General features: G+C 60.2%; 19 protein-coding genes and 4 tRNA genes. 22 read left to right on the top strand and 1 reads right to left on the bottom strand.

Annotated features, from left to right (window positions below):
* Positions 1-49: 49 nt before the first annotated feature.
* From dnaN to gyrA, 5 genes are all read left to right on the top strand, one after another.
* Entirely contained in the window at positions 50-1150 is a 1101-nt protein-coding gene (gene dnaN / locus DW178_RS01820) for a DNA polymerase III subunit beta (RefSeq protein WP_042432291.1), read from the top strand.
* 15 nt (positions 1151-1165) lie between these two features.
* Complete coding sequence (recF, locus tag DW178_RS01815) at positions 1166-2290, top strand: DNA replication/repair protein RecF (RefSeq protein ID WP_118349414.1); 1125 nt, start codon at positions 1166-1168, stop codon at positions 2288-2290.
* Complete coding sequence (locus tag DW178_RS01810; RefSeq protein ID WP_118349413.1) at positions 2287-2877, top strand: phosphoadenosine phosphosulfate sulfotransferase; 591 nt, start codon at positions 2287-2289, stop codon at positions 2875-2877. The genes recF and DW178_RS01810 overlap by 4 nt, the downstream gene beginning before the upstream one ends.
* Before the next feature lie 139 nt (positions 2878-3016).
* Positions 3017-4978 (top strand): DNA topoisomerase (ATP-hydrolyzing) subunit B, encoded by a 1962-nt coding sequence (gene gyrB / locus DW178_RS01805; protein WP_118349412.1) that lies wholly within the window; start codon positions 3017-3019, stop codon positions 4976-4978.
* 201 nt (positions 4979-5179) lie between these two features.
* Positions 5180-7720, top strand: coding sequence for a DNA gyrase subunit A (gene gyrA / locus DW178_RS01800; protein ID WP_286168460.1), 2541 nt, complete (start codon positions 5180-5182; stop codon positions 7718-7720).
* A gap of 184 nt (positions 7721-7904) precedes the next feature.
* Here the strand turns inward: gyrA and DW178_RS01795 are convergent, their stop codons facing one another.
* Entirely contained in the window at positions 7905-8414 is a 510-nt protein-coding gene (locus tag DW178_RS01795; protein WP_118349410.1) for a bifunctional nuclease family protein, read from the bottom strand.
* A 205-nt stretch (positions 8415-8619) separates the two neighbouring features.
* On the opposite strand from DW178_RS01795, the gene DW178_RS01790 reads away from it, so the two are divergent.
* From DW178_RS01790 to DW178_RS01710, 17 genes are all read left to right on the top strand, one after another.
* Positions 8620-8696: transfer RNA gene (locus DW178_RS01790), tRNA-Ile, on the top strand.
* Between the two features lie 71 nt (positions 8697-8767).
* Positions 8768-8843: transfer RNA gene (locus DW178_RS01785), tRNA-Ala, on the top strand.
* Between the two features lie 114 nt (positions 8844-8957).
* Entirely contained in the window at positions 8958-9518 is a 561-nt protein-coding gene (locus tag DW178_RS01780; protein ID WP_118349409.1) for a J domain-containing protein, read from the top strand.
* A 9-nt stretch (positions 9519-9527) separates the two neighbouring features.
* Complete coding sequence (gene typA, locus DW178_RS01775) at positions 9528-11339, top strand: translational GTPase TypA (protein WP_118349408.1); 1812 nt, start codon at positions 9528-9530, stop codon at positions 11337-11339.
* A gap of 288 nt (positions 11340-11627) precedes the next feature.
* Complete coding sequence (locus tag DW178_RS01770) at positions 11628-12842, top strand: peptidylprolyl isomerase (protein WP_118349407.1); 1215 nt, start codon at positions 11628-11630, stop codon at positions 12840-12842.
* A gap of 81 nt (positions 12843-12923) precedes the next feature.
* Entirely contained in the window at positions 12924-13739 is an 816-nt protein-coding gene (locus DW178_RS01765) for an ABC transporter ATP-binding protein (RefSeq protein WP_118349406.1), read from the top strand.
* 73 nt (positions 13740-13812) lie between these two features.
* Positions 13813-13904: transfer RNA gene (locus tag DW178_RS01760), tRNA-Ser, on the top strand.
* Between the two features lie 76 nt (positions 13905-13980).
* Positions 13981-14073, top strand: a tRNA-Ser gene (locus tag DW178_RS01755).
* A 247-nt stretch (positions 14074-14320) separates the two neighbouring features.
* Entirely contained in the window at positions 14321-14794 is a 474-nt protein-coding gene (locus tag DW178_RS01750; protein WP_118349405.1) for a MarR family winged helix-turn-helix transcriptional regulator, read from the top strand.
* A gap of 134 nt (positions 14795-14928) precedes the next feature.
* Positions 14929-15471: a hypothetical protein gene (locus tag DW178_RS01745; protein WP_118349404.1), complete on the top strand. Its 543-nt coding sequence runs from the start codon at positions 14929-14931 to the stop codon at positions 15469-15471.
* Between the two features lie 454 nt (positions 15472-15925).
* Positions 15926-16219 (top strand): 30S ribosomal protein S6, encoded by a 294-nt coding sequence (gene rpsF / locus DW178_RS01740; RefSeq protein WP_118349403.1) that lies wholly within the window; start codon positions 15926-15928, stop codon positions 16217-16219.
* 49 nt (positions 16220-16268) lie between these two features.
* Positions 16269-16736, top strand: a complete 468-nt coding sequence (locus DW178_RS01735; RefSeq protein WP_118349402.1) for a single-stranded DNA-binding protein — start codon at positions 16269-16271, stop codon at positions 16734-16736.
* Positions 16737-16754: 18 nt separating this feature from the next.
* Entirely contained in the window at positions 16755-17015 is a 261-nt protein-coding gene (gene rpsR / locus DW178_RS01730; RefSeq protein WP_042432253.1) for a 30S ribosomal protein S18, read from the top strand.
* 15 nt (positions 17016-17030) lie between these two features.
* The gene (gene rplI / locus DW178_RS01725; protein ID WP_118349401.1) at positions 17031-17558 is read left to right on the top strand and encodes a 50S ribosomal protein L9; all 528 of its coding nucleotides are present in this window, start codon (positions 17031-17033) and stop codon (positions 17556-17558) included.
* 155 nt (positions 17559-17713) lie between these two features.
* Positions 17714-19126, top strand: a complete 1413-nt coding sequence (gene dnaB, locus DW178_RS01720) for a replicative DNA helicase (protein ID WP_118349400.1) — start codon at positions 17714-17716, stop codon at positions 19124-19126.
* A 35-nt stretch (positions 19127-19161) separates the two neighbouring features.
* Complete coding sequence (locus DW178_RS01715) at positions 19162-20448, top strand: metallophosphoesterase family protein (protein WP_118349399.1); 1287 nt, start codon at positions 19162-19164, stop codon at positions 20446-20448.
* Positions 20448-22625 (top strand): ATP-binding protein, encoded by a 2178-nt coding sequence (locus DW178_RS01710; RefSeq protein ID WP_286168456.1) that lies wholly within the window; start codon positions 20448-20450, stop codon positions 22623-22625. Before DW178_RS01715 ends, DW178_RS01710 begins: the two co-directional genes overlap by 1 nt.
* Positions 22626-22652: the final 27 nt, after the last annotated feature.

The raw sequence follows: 22652 nt of genomic DNA, 5'->3' as shown, positions 1-22652 counted from the left end.
GAACCATCTATCATGGACCAACGTCTTACGTAAAAGGAAAGAGGAGCCAGTGAAATTCAGCATCAACCAATCGGAACTGCAGGATGCGCTCGCCGTTGTGCTCAAGGGCATTGCCACCCGTTCCACGCTGCCCATTCTTTCGGGTATCTATCTTGATGCCCATAACGACAACCTGACGCTGCAAGCAACCGACTTGGAGCTGTCCATTCAATTCACCATCCCTGCCTTGGTGGAAGAGGAGGGCCGCTCGGTATTTCCCGGCAAGCTGTTCTTCGACATCGTGAAGAACCTGCCCGATGCTGCCGTGCATGTTGAAACGGGCGAGGATTCCGCCGTCATCACGTGCGACGCTTCTTCGTTCTCCATCAAGACGTTGGATGCCGAGGACTTCCCGGGATTCCCTCATGTTGATACCCAGCAGGCTATCTCCATTCCGTTCTCCCAATTCTCATCCATGGTCAAGCGCGTGGCGCGCGTGGTATCCAAGGATGAGAGCCGCGCCATCCTCACCGGCGTGCTCATCACGTTCGAGGGCGAAACGCTGAAGATGGTGGCAACCGACTCCTATCGCCTTGCCATCACCGAGGCTCAGCTTGGCGAGCCCGCGGCAGAGGGCTTCCAGGCCGTCATCTCCGGCTCGTTCCTGCAGGAGCTTGCCTCCCTGACGCGTACGGACGACCCGCTGACCATCGCCTTGGCGGAGAACCAGATCGTGGTCACATATCACGACACCGTGTTCATCAACCGTCGCATCGAGGGCAATTTCCCGAACTATCGTCAGCTGCTGCCCGACTCCTATGCGACGCGCGTGCGCCTCAACGTGAGCCACCTTGTCTCCGGCGTGAAGCGTACGTCGATTCTGGGTCAGCAAAGCTCGCCGGTGAAGTTCGCCATCGACGTGGAAAGCCAGACCGTGCAGCTTTCCGCCGCCGCCCAGGATGTGGGCAGCGCTCAGGAGACGCTGGCGTGCCAGGGCGAGGGTGACAACGTCGAGATCGCCTTCAACTACGCATACGTGCTCGACGGCTTGGGTTCGGTGAACACCGATGACGTGTTCCTGGAAGTCCAGTCGGGCATGAAACCGGGCATCTTCAAAGCCGGCGAAGGCGAGAACTTCCTGTACCTGGTCATGCCTGTGCGCATCTCCTAACAACGAAGGCGTTGCATGAGCCTTCGCATCAAAGACGTTTCGTTCGATGATTTCCGCAGCTATGAGCATTTCCGCTTGAGCGACATCGGGTCCCTGACTGTGCTAGTGGGGCCCAATGCCGTCGGCAAAACCAACGTCGTGGAAGGGATTCAGCTGCTTACGGCGCAAACGTCGTTCAGGAATCCCACCGGAGTGCAGCTTGTGCGCGATGGCGCCGATTTTGCGCGCCTGCATGCAACCGCCGCCGACGAGAACAGGTTACTGGAGCTGGGCCTGACGATCGAGGCGGGGAAACGCCGGTTCACCCTCAACGGCAAGCAAAAGCGTACAGCGGACCTGAAGGGAGTCATCCCCTCGGTCACGTTCACCCCTGACGATCTAAATCTGGCGAAGGGTTCGGGTACTACCCGCCGCAACGCGCTCGACTCCGTGGGATCGCAACTTTCGCGCAACCATTACCTGATACGCCGGGACTTCGATAAGGTGCTGCGTCATAAGAACTCGCTGCTGAAAGACGAGGCATCGCCGCTTTTGGTGGAAAGCTTGAACGACTTGATGGTCACCTGCGGTGCTCAGCTGGTGTGCTATCGGGCGGCCCTGTTCGGCAAGCTGGCGGCTTCCATGGCAAGCTATTACGCCGAGATCGTGGGGAACCGGGAAACGTTGTCTGCCCGCTATGCGCCGTCGTGGCTTGCCGAGGGTGAATGGCTCGATGCCGGCGAAACGCTCGATCGCGACGAGGCTCGCGAACGTTTCGCCGCGGCTCTTACGGCGTCGATGGCGCAAGAGCGTGCCCGCCATCGCGCGCTGGTGGGACCTCACGCCGACCGTATCGAGTTCTTCGTCGAAGGGCGCCCGGTGGGCGTGTATGGAAGCCAGGGCCAGCAGCGCTCGGCGGTGCTGGCGTTCAAACTGGCGGAAGTCACGCTTATCTGCGACCTTCTGGGCCAGCAGCCGGTGCTGTTGCTCGATGACGTGATGAGCGAGCTTGATGGGCAGCGCCGCCGCGCGCTGGTGAAGTTCGTCTCAGGGGATATCCAAACGTTTATAACCACGGCGAACCTGGCGTATTTCGACGAGGATCTGCTCGCAGCGGCCCGCGTCGTGCGCTTGCCCCTTGAGCGGAAGGACGGTGAATGATGGCCGATCTCGGCAGCGGGCTGCAGCAATTGCTGCGAAGCCTCGGCGCCTCCGGCGTGCAGGCAGCGCGTTCCCAGCGCGTTGCGGAGGTGCACGTGCGCTGGAAGTGCGCGGTGGAGGCCGTGTATCGCGATTCGGCGCCGCTCGTGCTCGACCATACCAACGGCGTGTACATCATGAAGCCCGAGCAGGCCAATGACCCCATGGCAGCGCGCGTGCCCGCAGGCAAGACCCTGCTCGTGGTGTATTGCGACGATGCCATGATCCGCTCGGATATCGATGCCCGCCAGGAGATGCTGAAGATCCGCCTCAACGAGCAGGGCGAGCATGTGGCCCTGTTCTCCATCAAGCCCGCCCGCTTCGACATGAAGGCCCGCCACCCGTTTCGCGAGGAGGCTGCGCGCGCTGCGCAGCAGGCGGCCCAGGACTCGCGCACCCCGGAGCCGCTTATCAGCTCCGAGGCCGCGGCCCGTTTGCGCGAGCAGGCCGCCTGCGTTGAGGACAGGCGCCTCAGGGAATCTATCCTGAAAGCCTTGGAGGCAAGCGAAAAGCCAGGAAGCTCAAAAAACGGCAAAAGTGGTCTTTAGAGCGAAAATCATGCCTTAGAAGGCATCTGAAGGCCTGTAAAGGGAGTGGAGAGCCCCGGTGCCAAGACTCGTTGTGGTAGAATTATTAGGTTCCAGAACCATCCGGAATCGAAACATTCAATACTAGAGGAGCGTGTCAGTGGCAGCAAAACCTGATCATTACGACGGCTCGGACATTCAGGTCCTCGAGGGCCTTGAACCCGTTCGCAAGCGTCCTGGCATGTATATCGGCTCCACGGGCCCGCGCGGTCTCCACCACCTGGTTTACGAGGTTGTGGACAACGCGGTCGACGAGGCTTTGGCCGGTTACTGCAGCCATATCGAGGTGACCATTCACCCCGACAACTCCATCACCGTCTCCGACGACGGACGCGGCATCCCGGTCGATGAGCATCCCAAGGAGAAGATCCCCACGGTCGAGGTCGTCCTGACCGTTCTGCACGCCGGCGGCAAGTTCGGCGGCGAGGGGTACAAGGTGTCCGGCGGCCTGCACGGCGTGGGCGTGTCGGTTGTGAACGCGCTGTCCACGCGCGTCCAGGTGAACGTGCGCCGCGACGGCAAGGAATACCAGATCGCCTTCGAGCAGGGCAAAACCTGCGAGAAGCTGCACGAGGTGGGCACCTCCGACCACACCGGCACCACGGTCACCTTCTGGCCCGACCCCGAGATCTTCACTGAGACCACCATCTACGATTACAGCGTGCTTGCGGCGCGCTTCCGTGAGATGGCGTTCCTGAACAAGGGTCTGAAGATCACGCTGACCGACGAGCGCGCCAACCCGAGCCTCATCGTGTCGGATGCCTCGCCCGAACCGCATAGCGATGTATTCCAGTACGAAGGCGGCATCATCGACTTCGTGACCTATCTTAACGAGGGCCGCGAAACGCTGAACAAGCCCATCTACTTCGAGGCCGAAAGCGCCGACGGCACGGTCGAGGTGGCCATGCAGTGGTCCACGTCGTTCTCTGCGAACTCCGTCATGGCGTTTGCCAACAACATCAACACGCACGAGGGCGGCACGCACCTCGACGGCTTCAAGCAGGCCGTCACGCGCACCATCAACGAGTACGCGCGCAGCAAGGGCATCCTGAAGGAGAAGGACAGCAACCTCTCCGGCGACGACACTCGCGAGGGTTTGGCCGCCGTCATCTCCGTGAAGCTGCACGACCCGCAGTTCGAGGGTCAGACGAAGACGAAGCTCGGCAATTCCGAGATCCGCCCACTCGTCCAGAACGCCGTCACGCAGGGTTTGGCCGAGTACCTGGAGGAGAACCCCGCGCCGGCCAAGCGCATCATCGGCAAGGCAACGCAGGCCCTGAAGGCCCGCGAGGCCGCCCGCAAGGCTCGCGAGATGACGCGCCGCAAGGGCGTGCTCGACTCGTTCTCCCTGCCGGGCAAGCTGGCGGACTGCTCGTCCAAAAAGCCCGAAGAGTCCGAAATCTTCATTGTAGAGGGCGATTCCGCAGGTGGCAGCGCCAAGCAGGCGCGCGACCGCAAGACGCAGGCCATCCTGCCGCTGCGCGGCAAGATCCTGAACGTCGAGCGCGCCGGCCTGCATCGCGCCCTTTCCAGCGACACCATCAGCTCGCTCATCACGGCCATCGGCACGAACATCGGCGAGGACTTCGACGCCGACCAGGCGCGTTATCACCGCATCATCATCATGACCGACGCCGATGTCGACGGCGCGCACATCCGCATCCTGCTGCTGACGTTCTTCTATCGCTACATGCCCGAGCTCATCAACCGCGGCTATGTCTACATCGCATGCCCGCCCATTTTCGGCGTGAAGAAGAAGAACACCCGCTCCACGAAGATCGAGCGCTATATCTACGACGAGAACAGCCTGAGCCGCGAGCTCGAGGAAATGGGCGGTTCCGAGAAGTTCGACGTGCAGCGCTACAAGGGCCTGGGCGAGATGGACCCCGAGCAGCTGTGGGAAACCACCATGGAGCCTGCTACCCGCACGCTTCTGCAGGTGAGCATCGACGATGCCGCCGAGGCCGAGCGCACGGTCAGCGAGCTTATGGGCGATCAGGTCGAGCCGCGCAAGGAGTTCATCCAGAAGCACGCCCGCGACGTTAGATTCTTGGACATCTAGGAGAATTGAATGGCAGATAACACTGACAACCGCGATGGTCAGGGCGGCGAGGAGCTTCCCGACGACCTGAAGCGCTTGGTCGATGCCTCCGAGGAAGACGCGACGGACGCCGGCGAGCAGGACGTCGAGCAGCCCGAGCCCGGCCATACGGTAACGTCGGGCCCGGTGTCCGAAGAGGACAAGGCCCGTTCGCTTATCGACATGTCCACCGTCGCCAACCCCCACGGCTCCATCATCGAGGATGCAAACGGCGGCGAAGGCACCACCGTTCGTGCGGCGTATCTGGGCAAGGAGATGGCTTCTTCGTTCCTGGAGTATTCCATGAGCGTCATCGTCAGCCGCGCTCTGCCCGATGTGCGCGACGGCCTGAAGCCGGTCCATCGCCGCATCCTGTACGCCATGAACGAGTCCGGCTATACGCCGAACCGTCCTCATATGAAGTCGGCCCGTACCGTCGGCGACGTTATCGGCAAGTATCACCCCCATGGTGACTTCGCCGTGTACGACACCATGGTGCGCTTGGCCCAGCCGTTCAGCATGCGCGTTCCGCTTATCGACGGCCATGGCAACTTCGGCTCCATCGACGGCGACTCGGCAGCAGCAATGCGTTACACCGAGGCGCGTCTGGGCAAGGCGGCCATGGAGTTGTTGCGCGACCTCGACAAGGAAACGGTCGACTTCCAGCCCAACTACGACGAAAGCCTGGAAGAGCCCACGGTCCTGCCCGCGCGCTTCCCCAGCTTGCTGGTTAACGGCTCCAACGGCATCGCCGTCGGCATGGCGACCAACATCCCGCCGCATAACCTCGGCGAGACCATCGACGCCACGTGCATGATGCTCGACAACCCCGAGGTCTCCACCGCCGAGCTCATGACTGCCCTTCCCGGCCCGGATTTCCCGACCGGCGGCATCATCATGGGCAAGAAGGGCATCCTGGATGCCTATGAGACGGGCCGCGGCAGCCTTACCGTGCGCGCGAAGTGCAAGATCGAAGAGGGCAAGAACGGCAAAAACTCCATCGTGGTCACGGAGATCCCGTACCAGGTGAACCGTCAGCGCCTGCTTGAGAAGCTCGGCGAGCTGGTTCGCGAAAAGAAGCTTCCCGAGATCTCGAACATCCACGACGGCGCCGACCGCCACGGCATCGACATCATCATCGAGCTGAAGAAGGACGCCATTCCGCAGGTGGTGCTCAACAAGCTGTATAAGCACACGCAGCTGCAGGTGGGCTTCGGCGTCATCATGCTGGCGCTCGTCGACGGTGTGCCCCGCGTGCTCTCCCTGAAGGAGACGCTGCACTACTACATCGCCCATCAGGAAGACGTCATCGTGCGTCGTACGCGCTACGAGCTCTCCAAAGCCGAGGAGCGCGCCCATATTCTGGAAGGCTATGTGGTTGCACTCGACCACATCGACGAGGTCATCAGCATCATCCGCTCCTCGCAAACCGACAAGGAGGCGGCGGCTCGACTGACCGAGCGCTTCGGCCTTACCGACAAGCAGACCACGGCCATCCTGGAGATGCGTCTGCGCCGCCTGACCGGTTTAGAGCGCGAGAAGATCCAGTCCGAGTTGGAAGAGCTGCGCGAGAAGATCGCGTATTACAACCGCGTGCTCTCCGACCCTCAGCTGGTGCGCGACATCATCAAGGAGGAGTTGCAGGAGATCAAGAAGAAATTCGACACCCCCCGCAGAACGCAGCTCTCCGATGCTGCCAAGGATCTCGATGTCGAAGACCTCATCGCTGAGGAGAGTATGGTGGTCACGGTCACGAAGGCCGGCTACGTCAAGCGCCTACCCGTTGCCACGTACCGTCAGCAGAAGCGCGGCGGCAAGGGCATGCAGGCGGTGAACTTGAAGGATAACGACTACGTCGAGCACCTGTTCGTCGCGTCCACGCACTCCTTCATGCTGTTCTTCTCCACGAAGGGCAAGGTGTACCGCCTGAAGGTCTACGAGCTGCCCGAGGCATCCCGTCATGCGCGCGGCACGGCCATCGTGAACCTGTTGCCGCTCGAGAAGGGTGAGACCATCAGCGCCGTCATCGCGACGAAGGACTTCCCGACCGACGAGTACCTTATGTTCGCCACCGAGTACGGCATGGTGAAGAAGACGTCCATGGAGCAGTACGACCGTACGCGCCGTGACGGCCTTATCGCCATCAACCTCAAGGACGGCGACCGCCTTATCAGTGTGCGCCGCGTGGCTCAGGGTGAGAACGTCATCATGGTGTCGTCCGCCGGCAAGGCCATCATGTGGCCCGAGGACGAAGTGCGCGCCATGGGCCGCGGCACCATGGGCGTGCGCGGCATGAACGCGCCGGCCGATGCCAAGGTGCTCGGCATGGAGATCGCTCGCCCCGAGACCGATTTGTTCGTCATCACCGAGAAGGGCTACGGCAAGCGTACGCCCATCTCCGAGTATCCGTCGCATCATCGCGGCGGTCAGGGCGTCTTCACCATCACCATGACGGAGAAGAAGGGCTTATTGGCCGCTATGAAGATCGTCGGTGCCGACGATGAGATCATGATCATGTCCGAGGAGGGCGTCGTGGTGCGCACCCCCGTCGAGGGCATCTCCGAGCTCGGCCGCTCCACGCAGGGCGTCCGTGTTATGAACGTTGCCGAGGACGATCGCGTGACCGCCGTCGCCATCGCCGCCCACGGCAAGAAGAAACACGCCGCAAATGCCGATGGCGCCGAAGAGCTGGATGAGTCGTCCATCGACGAGATGGAAGAGTAGCCAGCTTCAGGCATACGCAAACAATAGGGAAAGCCGCTCCGTAAGGGGCGGCTTTCTTGTTGCATGGGCATGTTGCCGTACGGCAGCGTGAGATGTTTCACGTGAAACATCTCAATAGGAGGGTGCGGTTGGGCAGGCTGATCACGTGGAGTGTTGGTCTGCGGGTATGGTGGTCGCCGCAGTGCTACGAGAAGTCCTTTGGGTCGAGGTCCTCCAGGAACGAGCGGAACTCCTCAAGCTCCAATTCGGAGGACTCGTCCTCGATGGGCTTTCGAACGATGTAGGGGTAAGAAGCGCGCTCTAGGACGTCCTCGTTGATATAGAGCGGGGCATCTTCGCGCAAAGCAAGGGACAGAGCGTCACTTGGGCGGGCGTCCAGCTCGATGAGCCTCCCGTGTTGGCTCAGCGTGAGCTTCGCGAAAAACAGCGATCCTTTCACCTTGTCGATAAGGACGTGGTCGACGCTTGCATCAAGGTTGGTGAGGGAGTCGAGCAGCAGGTCGTGCGTCGTGGGGCGTGCAACCTTGGTATGCGTGATAGCCAAGTGCAGCTGAGCCGCTTCGGCGGCGCCCACCATAATGGGCACGATGCGCGATACGCCACGCACGGGGCTCTCCTCGATAGGCTGCAGCACAAGGATGGAAGGACCTGGTGCGCTTCCGATAATGATCTTTTGCACGGCGATGGGAACCAAGCCTGCTCCTAACTATAAGCGATTCACTCATATATAATATCGAGCCCTTCAGACCCCTCTTTATATGGGATTATACGCGTGATTAAGGCCCTGACCTGCGGTTTCTTCTGTAAAACAGCGGTTGGAAATAATTTTTCAAAAAGTTGAAAATTCTTCTTGACCATTCTTGGAAGACCTGGTTATAATAGACGAGCACTTTTCGAAGGGGCCCGTAGCTCAGTTGGTTAGAGCGCACGCCTGATAAGCGTGAGGTCGCTGGTTCAAATCCATTCGGGCCCACCAGTATTTGCGATAAACGCTCCACCGTGAGCCGAGTTTGCCGGTGGAGCGTTTATTATTGTAAAGTGCGAGTTGGGGGTTTAGCTCAGCTGGGAGAGCGCGGGCTTTGCAAGCCTGAGGTCAGGGGTTCGATCCCCCTAACCTCCACCATTTAAGATTATTTGCAGGTCCGGAAACGGGCCTGCATTTTTTTACCCGCAGGTCCGGAAACGGGCCTGCTTTCGTATCGAGGTAGGAAACGGTCGAGCTGATAAGCGAGGTGTCATGAACCGTCTGGAAGCATTGCGTGCCTTGGGATTGGATGAGGACGCTACTGACGAGGATATCAAGACCGCTTATCGCGAGACGGCACAGATTTTGCATCCCGACCGCTTCGCCACCAATAAAAAGCTGCAAGACCGGGCAACCGAGCAGTTTAAGAACCTGCAAGAGGCCTACGATTTCCTGACATCGTCCAAAGGTCGCAGGAAAGCTGGCGGCGCCTCGTCCTCGGCGCGTTCGGCGCGCGCGGCCTATGACGATGTCGATGCCCGCCTTGCCGGCATAGCCGCGGCCCGGACGCAGCTGGTGCGCCAACGCGATGCGATGTATGACGAGCGTCGCAACGGCCTTGGCATGGCGGCTATCGGCGGGCTGGTGGCCCTGTTCTGCGGCCGACGTCCTTTTGGGTTGTTCGGTGTGGTTGCCGCCATAGCCGGCACTGCAGCCATCTGGGGCATTGTCCAGGTGGTATCATCGCAACGTTCCATCAACACGCTTACCGAGCATATTGACGAATTGAATAGGGAAGAGCGCAAGATCGCGCAAGAATCTGAAGAGGAGTAGCACACCCGTATGAAGCAAGAAGGCCTTCGCAACGTTGCCATCATCGCGCACGTCGACCATGGTAAGACTACGCTGGTCGACCGTCTGCTGTGGTCGTCCCACGTGTTCCGCGAGAATCAGGAAGTGCAGGAGCGCGTCTTGGACTCCAACGATCAGGAGCGCGAGCGCGGTATCACCATCCTGTCCAAGAACATCTCCATCCACTATAAGGGCGTCAAGATCAACGTCATCGACACGCCAGGCCATGCCGACTTCGGCGGCGAGGTGGAGCGCGTGCTGAACATGGCCGACGGCGCCCTGCTCATCGTCGATGCTTACGAGGGTCCCAAGCCCCAGACGCGCTTCGTGCTCTCCCATGCTCTCGAGCGCGGCCTGCGCATCGTAGTCGTCGTGAACAAGATCGACCGCCCCAACGCCGATCCCGAGGGCGCTGTGGACAAGGTGTTCGACCTGATGGTCGAGCTGGGCGCTTCCGACGAGCAGCTTGATTTCCCCGTGGTGTACGCTTCCGCAGTCAACGGCTATGCCCGTCTGGAGCCCGATGACGGCAACATGGATATGATCCCGCTGCTTGACACCATCATCAACGAGATCCCGTGCCCCGATGTGGACGCCGAGGGTCCGGTGGCCCTGCAGGTCTGCACCGTCGACCACAGCAGCTACGAGGGTCGTATCGGCGTTGGCCGTCTGCACAGCGGCACCCTGCATGAAAAGGAGCAGGTGCTGGTCGTGCAGCCCGACGGTAATCAGTACAACGCCACCATCCGCAAGGTCTACACCTTCGAGAACCTGGGCAAGACCGAGGTTTCCGAGGCCCATGCCGGCGACATCGTGGCCGTGATCGGCGTCGAGGCAGCAGACATCGGCGACGTTATCACCGACCCCGAGAACCCGGTGGAGATGGAGCCCATCGCCGTCGAGGAGCCCACTATGGCGGTCGTGTTCGAGGCTTCCACCAGCCCGCTGGTCGGTCGCGAAGGCGACATCGTCGGCGCCCGTCAGCTCAAGGAGCGTCTCATGCGCGAGAAGGAGAGCAACATCTCCATGCGCATCGATGAGACCGAGGATAAGTCCGGCGTGCGCGTCGCCGGCCGTGGCGTGCTGCATCTGTCCGTTCTCATGGAGACCATGCGCCGCGAAGGCTTCGAGTTCCAGGTCGGCCGTCCGCAGGTCGTGTACAAGAACGACGAGCACGGCAACAAGCTCGAGCCGATCGAGGAAGCAACCGTCGACGTGCCGAACGACTACTCCGGCAAGGCCATCGAGGTCATGGGCACCGCCGGCGGCATCATGGAGGACATGTTCTCCGACGAGAGCATGACTCACCTGACGTTTAGCATCCCGTCCCGCGGCACCATGGGCCTGAAGACCCGCATCCTCAACGCAACGCACGGCGAGGCGGTGCTGTTCCATCACTTCCGCGAGTACGGCCCGTATTCCGGCGAGATGGACGGCCGCAAGAACGGCTGCATGATCGCTATGGCAACCGACAAGGCCGTCGCCTATGCGCTCGATACCCTGCAGCAGCGCGGCCGTCTGTTCGTCAAGCCCGGCGACGAGTGCTACGAGGGCATGATCGTCGGCGAGTCCGCCAAGGAAGGCGACATGGTGGTCAACGTGTCCAAGACGAAGAACCTGGGCAACCAGCGTTCCTCCACTGCGGACAAGGCCATCCAGCTGACCCCGCCGATCACCTTCACGCTCGAAGAGGCGCTGGAGTATATCGAGGATGACGAGCTGGTGGAGGTCACTCCCGAGTCCATCCGCCTGCGCAAGCGCATCCTGAGCACCATCGAGCGCAAGAAGGCGAACAAGAAATAGCGCAAAAGCCATTTCCGTATCGAACTTGCATTCGGACGTGGTGTGATTAAGCGCTGGCAAAGCGCGATAGAATCAGCTTGAACTCCAAAAGGCGGCCTCCGGGCCGCCTTTTCTTATGGGGAAGTACCCCGAATGTTGTAGGAAAACCCAATCTCCTGTGAAACCTGCATGGGCATATTGTGCTGGGAGAAAGGCGTATTCCGCCGTGTGGGAAAATACGCACGAGACATTCGATTTGACCGTGGGACGCGTTTATCCAGCGGTTTTGTGCGTTTGAGGAAGGGTTTTATGAAGGCATCTCGCATTATCTCAACGGTTTGCGCGATGGGTCTTTCGGCGGCGTGCATCATGGGCGTTGCCGGCTGCTCCAGCAATAACCAGAACTCCGGTTCGGGCGCGGTGGCCGCCACCATTAACGGTACCGAAATCTACGAGGACACGGTTACCGACTATATCCAAAGCGTTCGCGAGCAGCAGGGTCTGACCGACGAGGATTCTTGGGGCAACTACCTGGCTCAGATGGGCACCGATCCGGCAGGCGTGCGCGAGCAGATCATCAACACGTACGTCACGCGCGAGCTTATCAACTCCGGCGCCGAGGAAAAGGGCGTTACCGTCGACAGCTCCGAGGTCGATAGCTATGTCGACAAGATGAAGTCCAACTACGACAGCGACGAGAAGTGGCAGTCCGCTCTCGAGCAGGCTGGCATGACCGAGGACGAGTATCGTTCCGAGATCGAGCTGCAGCTGAAGGCAAAGGAGCTGTACAACACCTTCACCTCCAGCGAGGAGCCTTCCAACGACGACATGCTCCAGTACGCGCAGATGTACGCCAGCGCCTACGACGGCGCCAAGCGTTCCAGCCACATCCTGTTCGATTCCGATGACGAGGCAACCGCTCAGGACGTGCTGAACAAGATCAACTCCGGTGAGCTCGACTTCGCCGAGGCTGCCAAGCAGTACTCCAAGGACACGGGTTCCAAGGACGCTGGCGGCGATGTGGGTTGGGATAAGACCAGCTCGTTTGTGAAGGAGTACACGGATGCGCTGAGCGGCCTTGAAAAAGACCAGGTCAGCGGTTTGGTTACCAGCAGCTACGGCATCCATATCATCAAGTGCACCGACGTGTACAACGCTCCGAAGGAGAAAGCCGACGACGGCACCGAGACGGTGAAGATCACCAGCCTCGACCAGATTCCCTCCGAGTGGCAGGAGACCATCAAGCAGTCGCTGCAGTCTCAGGGCCAGACTACGAACTACCAGAACTGGCTGAAGGAGAAGAAGGAGTCTTCTGACCTCAAGATCAACGACATGCCCTCCGGCCTGCCCTACGACGTTGATATGTCCAAGTATCAGACCGAGGATTCCAACAGCACTGATAACGCCGATACCAACGTTTCGGCTGCTGACTCGACGGATGGAGACGCCTCTGCCAGTACCGATGGTTCCGCTGACAACTCCGCCAGCGCTGCCGACGCAGATGGAAAGTCTTCGGCAAACTAGCCTGCAAGGGCGCGTGAAGCAAGTATAAGAAGGGAACCCGTTTCAACGGGTTCCCTTCTTCGTTTGGGAAGGAATGGGTGTATGAGCGAAGAAAACACCGAAGTGCAGCCTCTGTTCGAGCTCAACGATGCCAAGGTCGTGCGAGCGGGCCGTACAATCCTGCACGTTGATAAGTTCTTGCTTGCTAAAGGGGAGAACATCGCGCTTTTAGGTCCGAACGGCGCCGGCAAATCGACGTTCGTGAAGCTGATCACCAGGGAGATGATGCCGCTATACCGTGAGCAGCCTCCGGTGAAGTTCAACGGCAACCCGCGTGCGACGTTGGTGGATGTGCGCAAAACGCTGGGAATCGTGTCATCTACCATGCAGGCGCAGATCAACGTCCATCTACCTGCCGTGGATATTGTGGAAGGCGGCCTGTTCGGCACGCTCGGCCTTCCGCGTCACGTTCATCCGGATGAGCGCACGCACACGAAGGCGCTTGAGGCTATGGAGATGCTGGGCGTGGCGAAGCTTGCCGATCAGGACATCATGACCATGTCGAGCGGTCAGGCACGCCGCGTGCTCTTCGCTCGCGCCCTCGTGCACGATCCGAGCACGTTGTTGCTTGACGAGCCGTGCACGGGCCTGGACCCGGAAGGCATGTACTATGTGCGCTCGAGCATGCGCGACCTTGCAAAGGCGGGCAAGGGTATCGTGCTGATCACCCACTATCCGGAGGACATCATCCCCGAGATCAAACGTTTGGTCCTGGTCAAAGAGGGAAGGTTGTTCGCTGACGGGGCGAAAGAGGAGATGCTGACCGACCAGATGATGAGCTCGCTGTTCGACGTTCCGCTGCAAGTTGCGAAAAATGGCAAAAACAATGAGTATTTTTCTCTTGTGAGTTCGTACTAGATAGTGTAAAATACTTAACCGCTGCATGAGCGCACGAGAGAAAACGTGAATGTAATGCAAGCTGTAAGCAAGCGGAGAGATGACCGAGCTGGCCGAAGGTGCACGATTGGAAATCGTGTATACGCCAAAAGCGTATCTGGGGTTCGAATCCCCATCTCTCCGCCAGATTATCCCGGCGGAACCTTTACGGTAACGCCTTTTTTGTAGGTCGGCATAAATACCCAGCCGACCCACCCCATGCGGAGGGGTGGCAGAGTGGTTGAATGCGGCGGTCTCGAAAACCGTTTCACCGGAAACCCCGGTGACGAGGGTTCGAATCCCTCCTCCTCCGCCAGGAAACTTGAAGCCCTTGCAAATGCAGGGGCTTTTTCATTTTCCGGGCAATTGCATTATTGCTTTGGGATTTTCAAGAAAGAATCTTATTCATGAATAATCATAGGTATGAATATAACCTGGGGAAATAGTAATCCACGGAGTGTTTATGGATAACAGTGTTTCACGTGAAACACTGTGTGGGCAACACTCGTATACTCAGGTTATTCGAAGATCGCCTTACCTTATCGGTATAGAAAGGAACCACCATGAACGAAGCCGCAAAGTCTTTGGCTCAGATGAAGAAAGCAAACAAGCTTGTACGCCTGGCGTTCCGCAAGAACGGTCCGAAGAGCTTTAAGCGTGGTCAGGGCGCACTGCTTCAGGCGCTGTTGGTTGATGATGGCGCTACGCAGCGCGATCTCACCAAGACGCTGGGTATGAATCGCAGCAACCTTAAGGACATCGTGAAGAAGGCTGAGCGCAACGGTTATGTGACCATCGAGTCGGTCGATCAGCCGCGCACCTACACGGTGAAGCTGACCGATCTTGGCCGTGAGCTTGCGGAGAAGCGCGTTGCAGCCAACGATAAGACCGCCGAGGACATCATCTCCTGCTTGAGCGCCGAAGAGGTCGCCCAGCTCGACGCCATCACCGAGAAGCTGATCCTGGCAATGAAGGATAAGGGCATCTGCGGCAAGAAGAAGGGCTACAAGGTGCGCCGCAAGCGTCATCGTCGCTAAAGCCTGAACGCGGATTTTCAGCGGTTCGTTGCAACAACGATATCGCGGGTCGAAAGCCACGCTACACTGGATGCATTATGAAATGCATGCGGGGGCGTGGCTTTCGCATTGTAAAGAATCGAAAGGATACGGCAATGGCAGATCGCGTTGTTGAAAATCAGGATAATGAAGTTCCCGAGATCCCCGAAATCTTGGAAAAGGTGCTGCTGTTCTCGCTGGATGAGGCGAAGCAGAAGCTGACCCAGAGCAACGAAGTGGTCCCCTTCACCGCGCTGGCGGTCAAGGAGAACCTGTTCATCGAGAACCACCCTGGCGAGTCTGTGGAGGCGTGTTTCAACGCAGCTCGTCATACGGTGCAGCATGCCCAGGGCGCGCAGGCTTATGCGCTCTGCTACGACGGTTATGTCGAGGTTGATGAGGGCACGAAGGATGCTCTTATCGCCGAGGGCGGCGTGCCCGGCGCAGATAAAGGCTTTGCTGTGGGCTATCTGTACGAGTGCTCCGAGGATGGTGTTGTCGAGTTCGAGGACGAGCCGGCATACATCGGCGAGGCCCCGAACTTCATGATCGCTCTGAAGGCCCCGGGCGAGTACAGCGACGATGAGATCGACGAGAAGTACACCGCAGAGGATGAGGCTGAGTTCGAAGTGGTGGGCGAGGGTTCCGAAGAGGAATAAACCCAAGCGACTCGGACGATGATTGGTGACGGCGAAACGAATCAGACGATGATTCTTTCCGAAAGCTAGGCATCGCGTTCTTCTGAAAGAATGTCGATAGGAAGCTTGAACGGTATGAAATGGGTAAGCCGTGCAAGCTTATCCGGCTACGCAATGGGCTGGCGATAGACGTGAAGGCGGTTCACCTGCAAGGTTCAGGTGAACCGCCTTCGTCATTTCAACAAGGGTCCTGCAAGATGGAGTACCTATAGTTGGAGATGCGGGCAGATGACGGGCTGTGGAGCAGGGGCCTGCCGTCTGAGGTGCGGCGATGTGTTGAAACGGTGCAGAAGGAAGAAAGCAAGGTGAAAGGCTGGCATTGAGGAATCGGGCTTGATAATATAGTCAGGCTAATTCCTGCCCCGGTGTGCGCCTTCACCAGCCCGGGGCCGTAAAGTCCAAAGGAGGTGAGCTGATGAAGGCTTACGAACTGCTGTTTATTGTTGCTCCGTCTACCGACGAGGAAACCCGTGCAAATACGATGAATCGTATCCAGGGCGTTATCACGTCCGCCGAGGGTTCCGTCGACAACGTTGACGAGTGGGGCAAGCGTAAACTCGCTTACGAGATCAATGGTCTGACCGACGGTGTCTACACCCTCATCGATTTCCACGCTGATCCCGCCGAGGTTGCAGAACTCGATCGCGTGCTGCGCATCTCTGATGTCGTTGTTCGCCACATGATCGTAAAGCGCACCGACCGCGAATAGGATTACGTAGGGGCCCACAGGGTCCCAGCATGAGAAGAGGTAGATACACATGAGCATCAATCGTGTCATGATCAGCGGAAATCTTACGCGCGACGCCGAAATTCGTTCCACGCAAAGCGGTATGGCCATCCTGGGGTTCGGCGTTGCGGTCAACGACCGCCGCAAGAACCAGCAGACCGGCGAATGGGAGGACTACCCGAACTTCGTCGACTGCACCATGTTCGGCACCCGTGGCGAGAAGCTGCAGCCCTACCTTACGAAGGGCACGAAAGTGGCCATCGAGGGCAAGCTTCGTTACAGCTCGTGGGAGCGCGACGGTCAGCGCCGCAGCAAGCTTGAAGTGATCGTCGACGAGTTGGAGTTCATGTCCAGCCGCAACGGTAATAACGCCAACCAGGGTTACGACAACGGCATGACCGCAGGTTATGCGCCGCAGTCCGCTCCGATGGCCGCTCCCGTTGCAGCTCCGATTGTAGATGCCTCTGCTTCGGTTTACGACGAAGACATCCCGTTTTAAGCGAAAGAGGTTTACCAAATGTCCGACTACGCGAAGCAGCCTCGTCGCAAGTACTGCCAGTTCTGCAAAGAGGACGCGGAGTACATCGACTACAAAGATACTCAGATGCTGCGCAAGTATGTTACCGACCGCGGGAAGATCAAGCCGCGCCGCGTGACGGGTGCCTGCACCCAGCACCAGCGTGACATCGCGAACGCCGTGAAGCGCGCTCGCGAGATGGCTCTGATGCCCTACGCGGTTCCCGCAATTAGCGGCCGTGGCGACCGCCGCAATCGCTAGGCGCAAGGAGGAACCATGAAAGTCATCCTGCTCCAAGAGCTCAAGGGCAAGGGCGGCGAAGGCGACGTCGTGGACGTGGCCCCCGGTTTTGCCAACAACTACCTGATGCCGCAGGGCATCGCCATCCTGGCTACGAAGGGCAACCTGAAGCAGCTGGAGATGCGCAAGAACAACATCGCCAAGCGCGAGGCTACTCGTCTGGCCGATGCTGAGAAGCTGAAGTCCGTGCTCGACGGTGCTTCCGTGAAGGTCGACGCGAAGGTCGGCGAAGAGGGCCAGCTGTTCGGCTCCGTCACCGCCACCCAGATCGCCGAGGCCATCAAGGAGGCTCTGGGCGTGGAGATCGACCGCCGTCGCGTCGAGGCTGGCAAGGCCATCAAGACCGCCGGTCAGCACGAGGTCGTCATCTCCATCTACCGTGACATCAAGGCCACGGTTACGCTGCTGGTGGGCATCGACGAGGTTGCTGCCGAGGAAGAGGCCGAAGAGGTCGAGACCGAGGCTGTCGCCGAGGAGGCTGCTGCTGAAGAGGCCGCTGAATAACTCAGCGCTTTAAAGCGAACTAGCAAATCCCTCGCACATTAGTGCGGGGGATTTTTCTATTTGGGGGATGTTAGTGTTCGGGTGACGCTCTGCGGCATCCGCGGCTCAACTCCGAGTGCGGTATGATAAGCCGGGTACAAGAAAGGATGAGCAGCATGCCCGTTGACGTTCCCTACAATCCCGATTTCGCCCCTGAGGTGCCTGAGAGCTCCTCGATTCGCAAAATGGAGCCTCAGAACATAGAAGCCGAGAAATCGGTGTTGGCGGCGTGCCTGCTCAACCAGGAGGCCATCGAGGACGTTGCCGCCAAACTTATCCCTGACAACTTCTATCGAGCTGCCCATCAGCGCATTTTCGAGGCCATGCTCGACCTCTACACGCGTCACATCCCCCTTGACCAGATTTCGGTTGCCGACAACCTGAAGGCCACGGGCCAGTTGGAAGCCGTTGGCGGCCAGGCGTACATCCTGGAGCTTGCCAGCAATTCGTTCGCCCTGGTCAATTGGCAGAATCATGTTGAGATCGTCAAGCGCACATCCATCCTGCGCGATCTGATCCGCGCATCCGGGGAAATCCGCTCGCTTGCCTACGATGCTCCCGACGACCTGGGCGTTGTCGTGGAGCAGGCGGAGAAAACGCTGTTCGCGGTCACGGAGAAGCGCGTGTCCAGCGCGTTCACGGGCATCGATACGTTGCTGGTCGACGCCTTCGAGGAACTGCAGGAGATGGCGGCGCAGGAGAACAAGATCTCAGGCGTAGCATCGGGCTTCAAGGACGTTGACGATCTGTTCCACGGCTTTCGCGGCGGCGACCTGGTCATCCTTGCTGCGCGTCCTGGTGTCGGCAAGACGGCCTTTGCCCTGAACTTGTGCACGAGCGCGGCGAAATTGGGCGCTACCGTGGCGTTTCTGTCGCTGGAAATGAGCGCCTCCCAGCTGGTCCAACGTGTTCTCGCATCCGAGGCGCGCGTGAGCTTGTCGAAGCTGCGTGCCGGCCAGGTGCAGGACGCGGACTGGGCGGCCATCATCGAGGCATCCAGCAACCTTTCCAAACTGAAGATCGAGTTCGACGACACGCCGGCGCTTTCTATCCTGGAGCTGCGCGCGAAGGCGCGCCGTGAGCTGCGCGACGCCGAAAAGGGCCTGATCATCGTCGACTACCTGCAGCTGATGCAGCCGCCGCAGGCGCGCCGTGACGGCAACCGCGCCGTCGAGGTCGCTGAGATTTCCCGTGGCCTGAAGGTGCTCGCCAAGGAAATGGACATGCCCGTCATCGCGCTGTCGCAGCTCTCCCGTGCCGTGGAGATGCGCGGCAAGAAGCGCCCGATGCTGTCCGACCTGCGTGAATCCGGCGCTATCGAGCAGGACGCCGACATCGTCATGTTCATCGACCGAAGCATGGACGAGATGGAGGCGGAAAGCGAGGACCGTCCCGACCTGGGCACGGCAGAGCTGATCGTCGCCAAGCACCGCAACGGTCCCACGCGCGATATCACGCTCGCTTTCAACGCGGAATACACCCGCTTCATGGACTTCATCGACGATTCGCGCGTTCCCGACTATATGTAACGCACGCAACGACGGGGCCGGGGTAAACTGAAGCTATGACTGAGAGCCTGACATTCCTCCACACCGCCGATCTTCACCTTGGCGCGCCCTTCCGCGGCCTTGCCAAGGTGTCGCCTGCATGGGCTGCCCGACTGGTGCAGGCCATTGCCGAAGCGTTCGATCGCGTCATAGACGCGGCTGTTTCCCGCAAGGTCGACTTCGTGGTCGTCTCGGGCGATGTGTTCGACGAGTCGCGCGCATCGTACGGAGACTACCTTCGGTTCTTCGAGGGGATGCGCACGCTGGGAAAAGCGGGCATCCCGGTATACCTGATCACGGGCAACCACGACCCCTACACCTCTTGGCAGCAAAGCGCGTTCTCCTTGCCGGAGAACGTCCACATGTTGCCGGCTGACAAGCCGGGTTTCCAGCTGTTCAGGCGCAATGGGAAGCCGCTTTGCATCATCGGCGGCCGCGGATACTACAACCAATCATGGCCCATAGACGAATGCATCGCCGACGGCATCACGCGCGATGCGGCGCTTGCAGCCCTTCAGCAGCGCGAACCTGACGTCGCGCAGGCTCCCTTCGCCATCGGCATGCTACATACCGGGTTGAACCTCGATCCCGTGAAAGCGCCGGTCAATCCCTCGGTGCTGCTTTCCGCTGGCATGGATTACTGGGCATGCGGGCATATCCATATGCGATACATCCATCCTGGCGAGGATGGCCCCCGCATTGCGTTCTCCGGGTGCATCCAAGGGCGCGACATCAAGGAGACGGGCCCGCGCGGAGCGCAGCTGGTAACGCTTTCCGAAGGCGCGGTCCCGCAGCTTGAATTCATCCCCACGGCAAGCGTGGTATGGCAGCGCCTGCGCGTCGACGTGTCCGATTGCACCACGTTGCCCGAGATCAGCGACCTGATCATCCGGGAGCTGTTCCGGGCGAACGGCAAGGCGCATTGCGAGGAGATGATCTCGCGCATCGCGTTGACGGGCACGACTGCGCTTCACGAGGTGCTCTCCCGCCCCGATGTGCTCGAGGACCTGCGCAAGCACGTGAACGATTCGTATGCGTCGTTCTTTTGCGACACCATGGTTGACGAAACGCAGGAACCGCGCGATAAGCAGGCCCTGCGCGAGGAAGGGCTGTTCCCGGCGGTGTTTTTGCGCGTGGCCGAAACGCAGCGGTCCCTTCCCGAAGAGCAGATAGCCTTCCTGCAGCAGGAGTTCCTCGATCGAGGGCTGCAGATGCCGTCGAGCTGTGCCGGCAAGGTCGGGAAGCTGTCGGAGCAGGCCGAAGACCTGGTGCTCGATATGCTGTCGCAAGGGGAAGAGCGCTAGTGGGCAAGTATCTGGAACATATCAAGATGGACGCGTTCGGCGCGTTCTCCAACCGCCTGATCGGGCCGTTCGGGCCGGGCATGAACGTGGTGTTCGGCCGAAACGAGGCCGGCAAGACCACGTTCGCCCAGTTCGTTGGCGGCGTCTTGTTTGGTTGGGAAGAGGCGCGCGGTCAGCGCAACACCTACAAGCCCGACAATGCGGAACGTGCGGGAACGCTGTTCTTCGCCAACGAGGATGGGTCTGGGGACTCGCAGGCATCGCGCATCCGCAATGTTGATGGCCTGCAGGGCGACACGTCGGTCGTCGACGACATCGACCGCGAAACGTACCGCACCATGTTCAGCTTGACCAGCGACGAGCTGCGCCAGCTGCGCAACACCACCGACGTGACGGCCAAGCTGCTCACGGCCGGCTCCGGCACGGGGGCTTCCCCGGCGCATGCGCTGACCGCGCTGCAGGAGCGCCTGGCGCAGTTCACCTCAAGGGCTGCCGCGTCCGAGAAATCGCTGGTGAAGCTCGAATCGGAGCAGGATGAGCTGCGCCGTCGCATCGCCGCCGAATCCGATCGTGTAGAGCGCCTGAAGCGCGAGGACCACGAGTTCGCCGAGCTGAAGCCGCAGCGCGATGAGTTGCTGGCCAAGATCGGCGACCTGAATACCGCCATCGAGACGCTGAAGGCGAATCGCAAAACGCTGGAGAAGACCGAGGCGGACGAAGCCGAGCTGGAGGAGAAGATCGCGGATTTGCGCGCTCAGGAGGAGAGCCTGCGCTGCGAGCATAGGCTGGCGCAGCGCGAGCACCCCGAAGAGCTGGCGGGCATCACGGCTACCGAGGAGCGCCATTTGCGCGACCGCATCGAGGCGCTTGCCGTCCAGGAGGCGAAGACGGAGCACGCCGTCGACTTGGCACGCGACAACTACGCGACTTCAAGGGCTGCCTACGAGGCGATGCTCGAGACTCAAGACGAGCAGAACGAGGCCATCCGCGCACGCCGTCAGCAGCGCGTGCAGATCGGCCTTTCCGTGGCGCTGCCCGTGGCCTTCATGTTCGCGGGCATCCCGCTGTTCATGCACGGCCGTGAGATAACCAGCCTGTCGTTCACCGCGCTGGGCTTTTTCCTGGTGCTCGTGGCGGTGGTGCTCGCCGCAGCCTCGCTGATCATGCTGTTCAAACCGGGTAGGAAAGGCGACGAGCGCTCCCAGCGCGTTCAGGACCGGCACTGGGTCATGCTGCAGGACAAGAAGAAACTGGAGGCATGCCTGGCCGAGCAGGAGCAGCAACGCCAAGCTGTGCGGGCCGAGCTTGCCGCCATGGGGCTTTCCGAAGCGAAAGACTCCCTGCGTCACGCTCGCGCGCTGCTCGACGAGGCGAAGGACGTTCGTGCGGAGAACGCTCTGTACATGCAGCGCAAGCAGGCGCTCGTGTCGCGCCGCACGGCGTTGGAGGAGTCGCTTGAGAAGGCCCGTGAAACGCGCGAGGGCCTGTACGCGGAGATCGGCATGCGTCGCGAACGCGGAACGCTTGAGGCCGTGGATGCGTTCATCGCCCGCAAGACGCGCCAGCGCGAGGGCCTGATGGAGACGAGCGAGCACCTGAACCGTCGCTATGGCGAGCTTTGCCAACTGCTTTCCCAGGCGAAGGGCGAGCGCAGCTTCGACGAGCTGAAGCTTGAGGCCCAGCAGCTCCAAACGCGCCGCGACGAGGCGGCTATGGAGTTCGCGAAGCTGCTGCTGGCGCGCCATATGCTCGAGGCGGCCATCGCGTCGTGGGAGAGCAAAAGCCAGCCCGAGGTGTACGCCCGCGCAAGCGAGCTGCTCGGCCTGATGACCGACGGCAAGTGGGTGAAGGTGTCTATGAGCGCCGATGGCCGTCTTCAGGTGACCGACGCGCTGCGCACCGTGCGCGAGCCCGTGCACCTGTCATTGGGCACGTGCCAGCAGCTGTACCTGGCGCTGCGCATCGCGCTGCTCGTCACCGCCGACAACGTGGGACGCGCCGTTCCCATCATCGCTGACGACATCCTGGTGAACTTCGATTCCCAGCGCCGCGCAGGCGCGGCGAAGGCGTTGGCCCAGCTGGCGCGTCATCGCCAGATCATTTTGCTGACCTGCCATGAAGAAATCGTTGAAACCATGCGCGTGGCCGATCCGGGCCTTACTGAAGTGGTTCTGTAGTACACTGTGAGGGTTGCGACACTGTTA

It is taken from the genome of Eggerthella sp. AM16-19 (assembly GCF_003474385.1).
In the GTDB taxonomy this organism is placed as follows: Bacteria; Actinomycetota; Coriobacteriia; order Coriobacteriales; family Eggerthellaceae; genus Senegalimassilia.
Note: the sequence above shows the minus strand (reverse complement) of the source record. Positions and strands in the feature narration are given on the sequence as shown.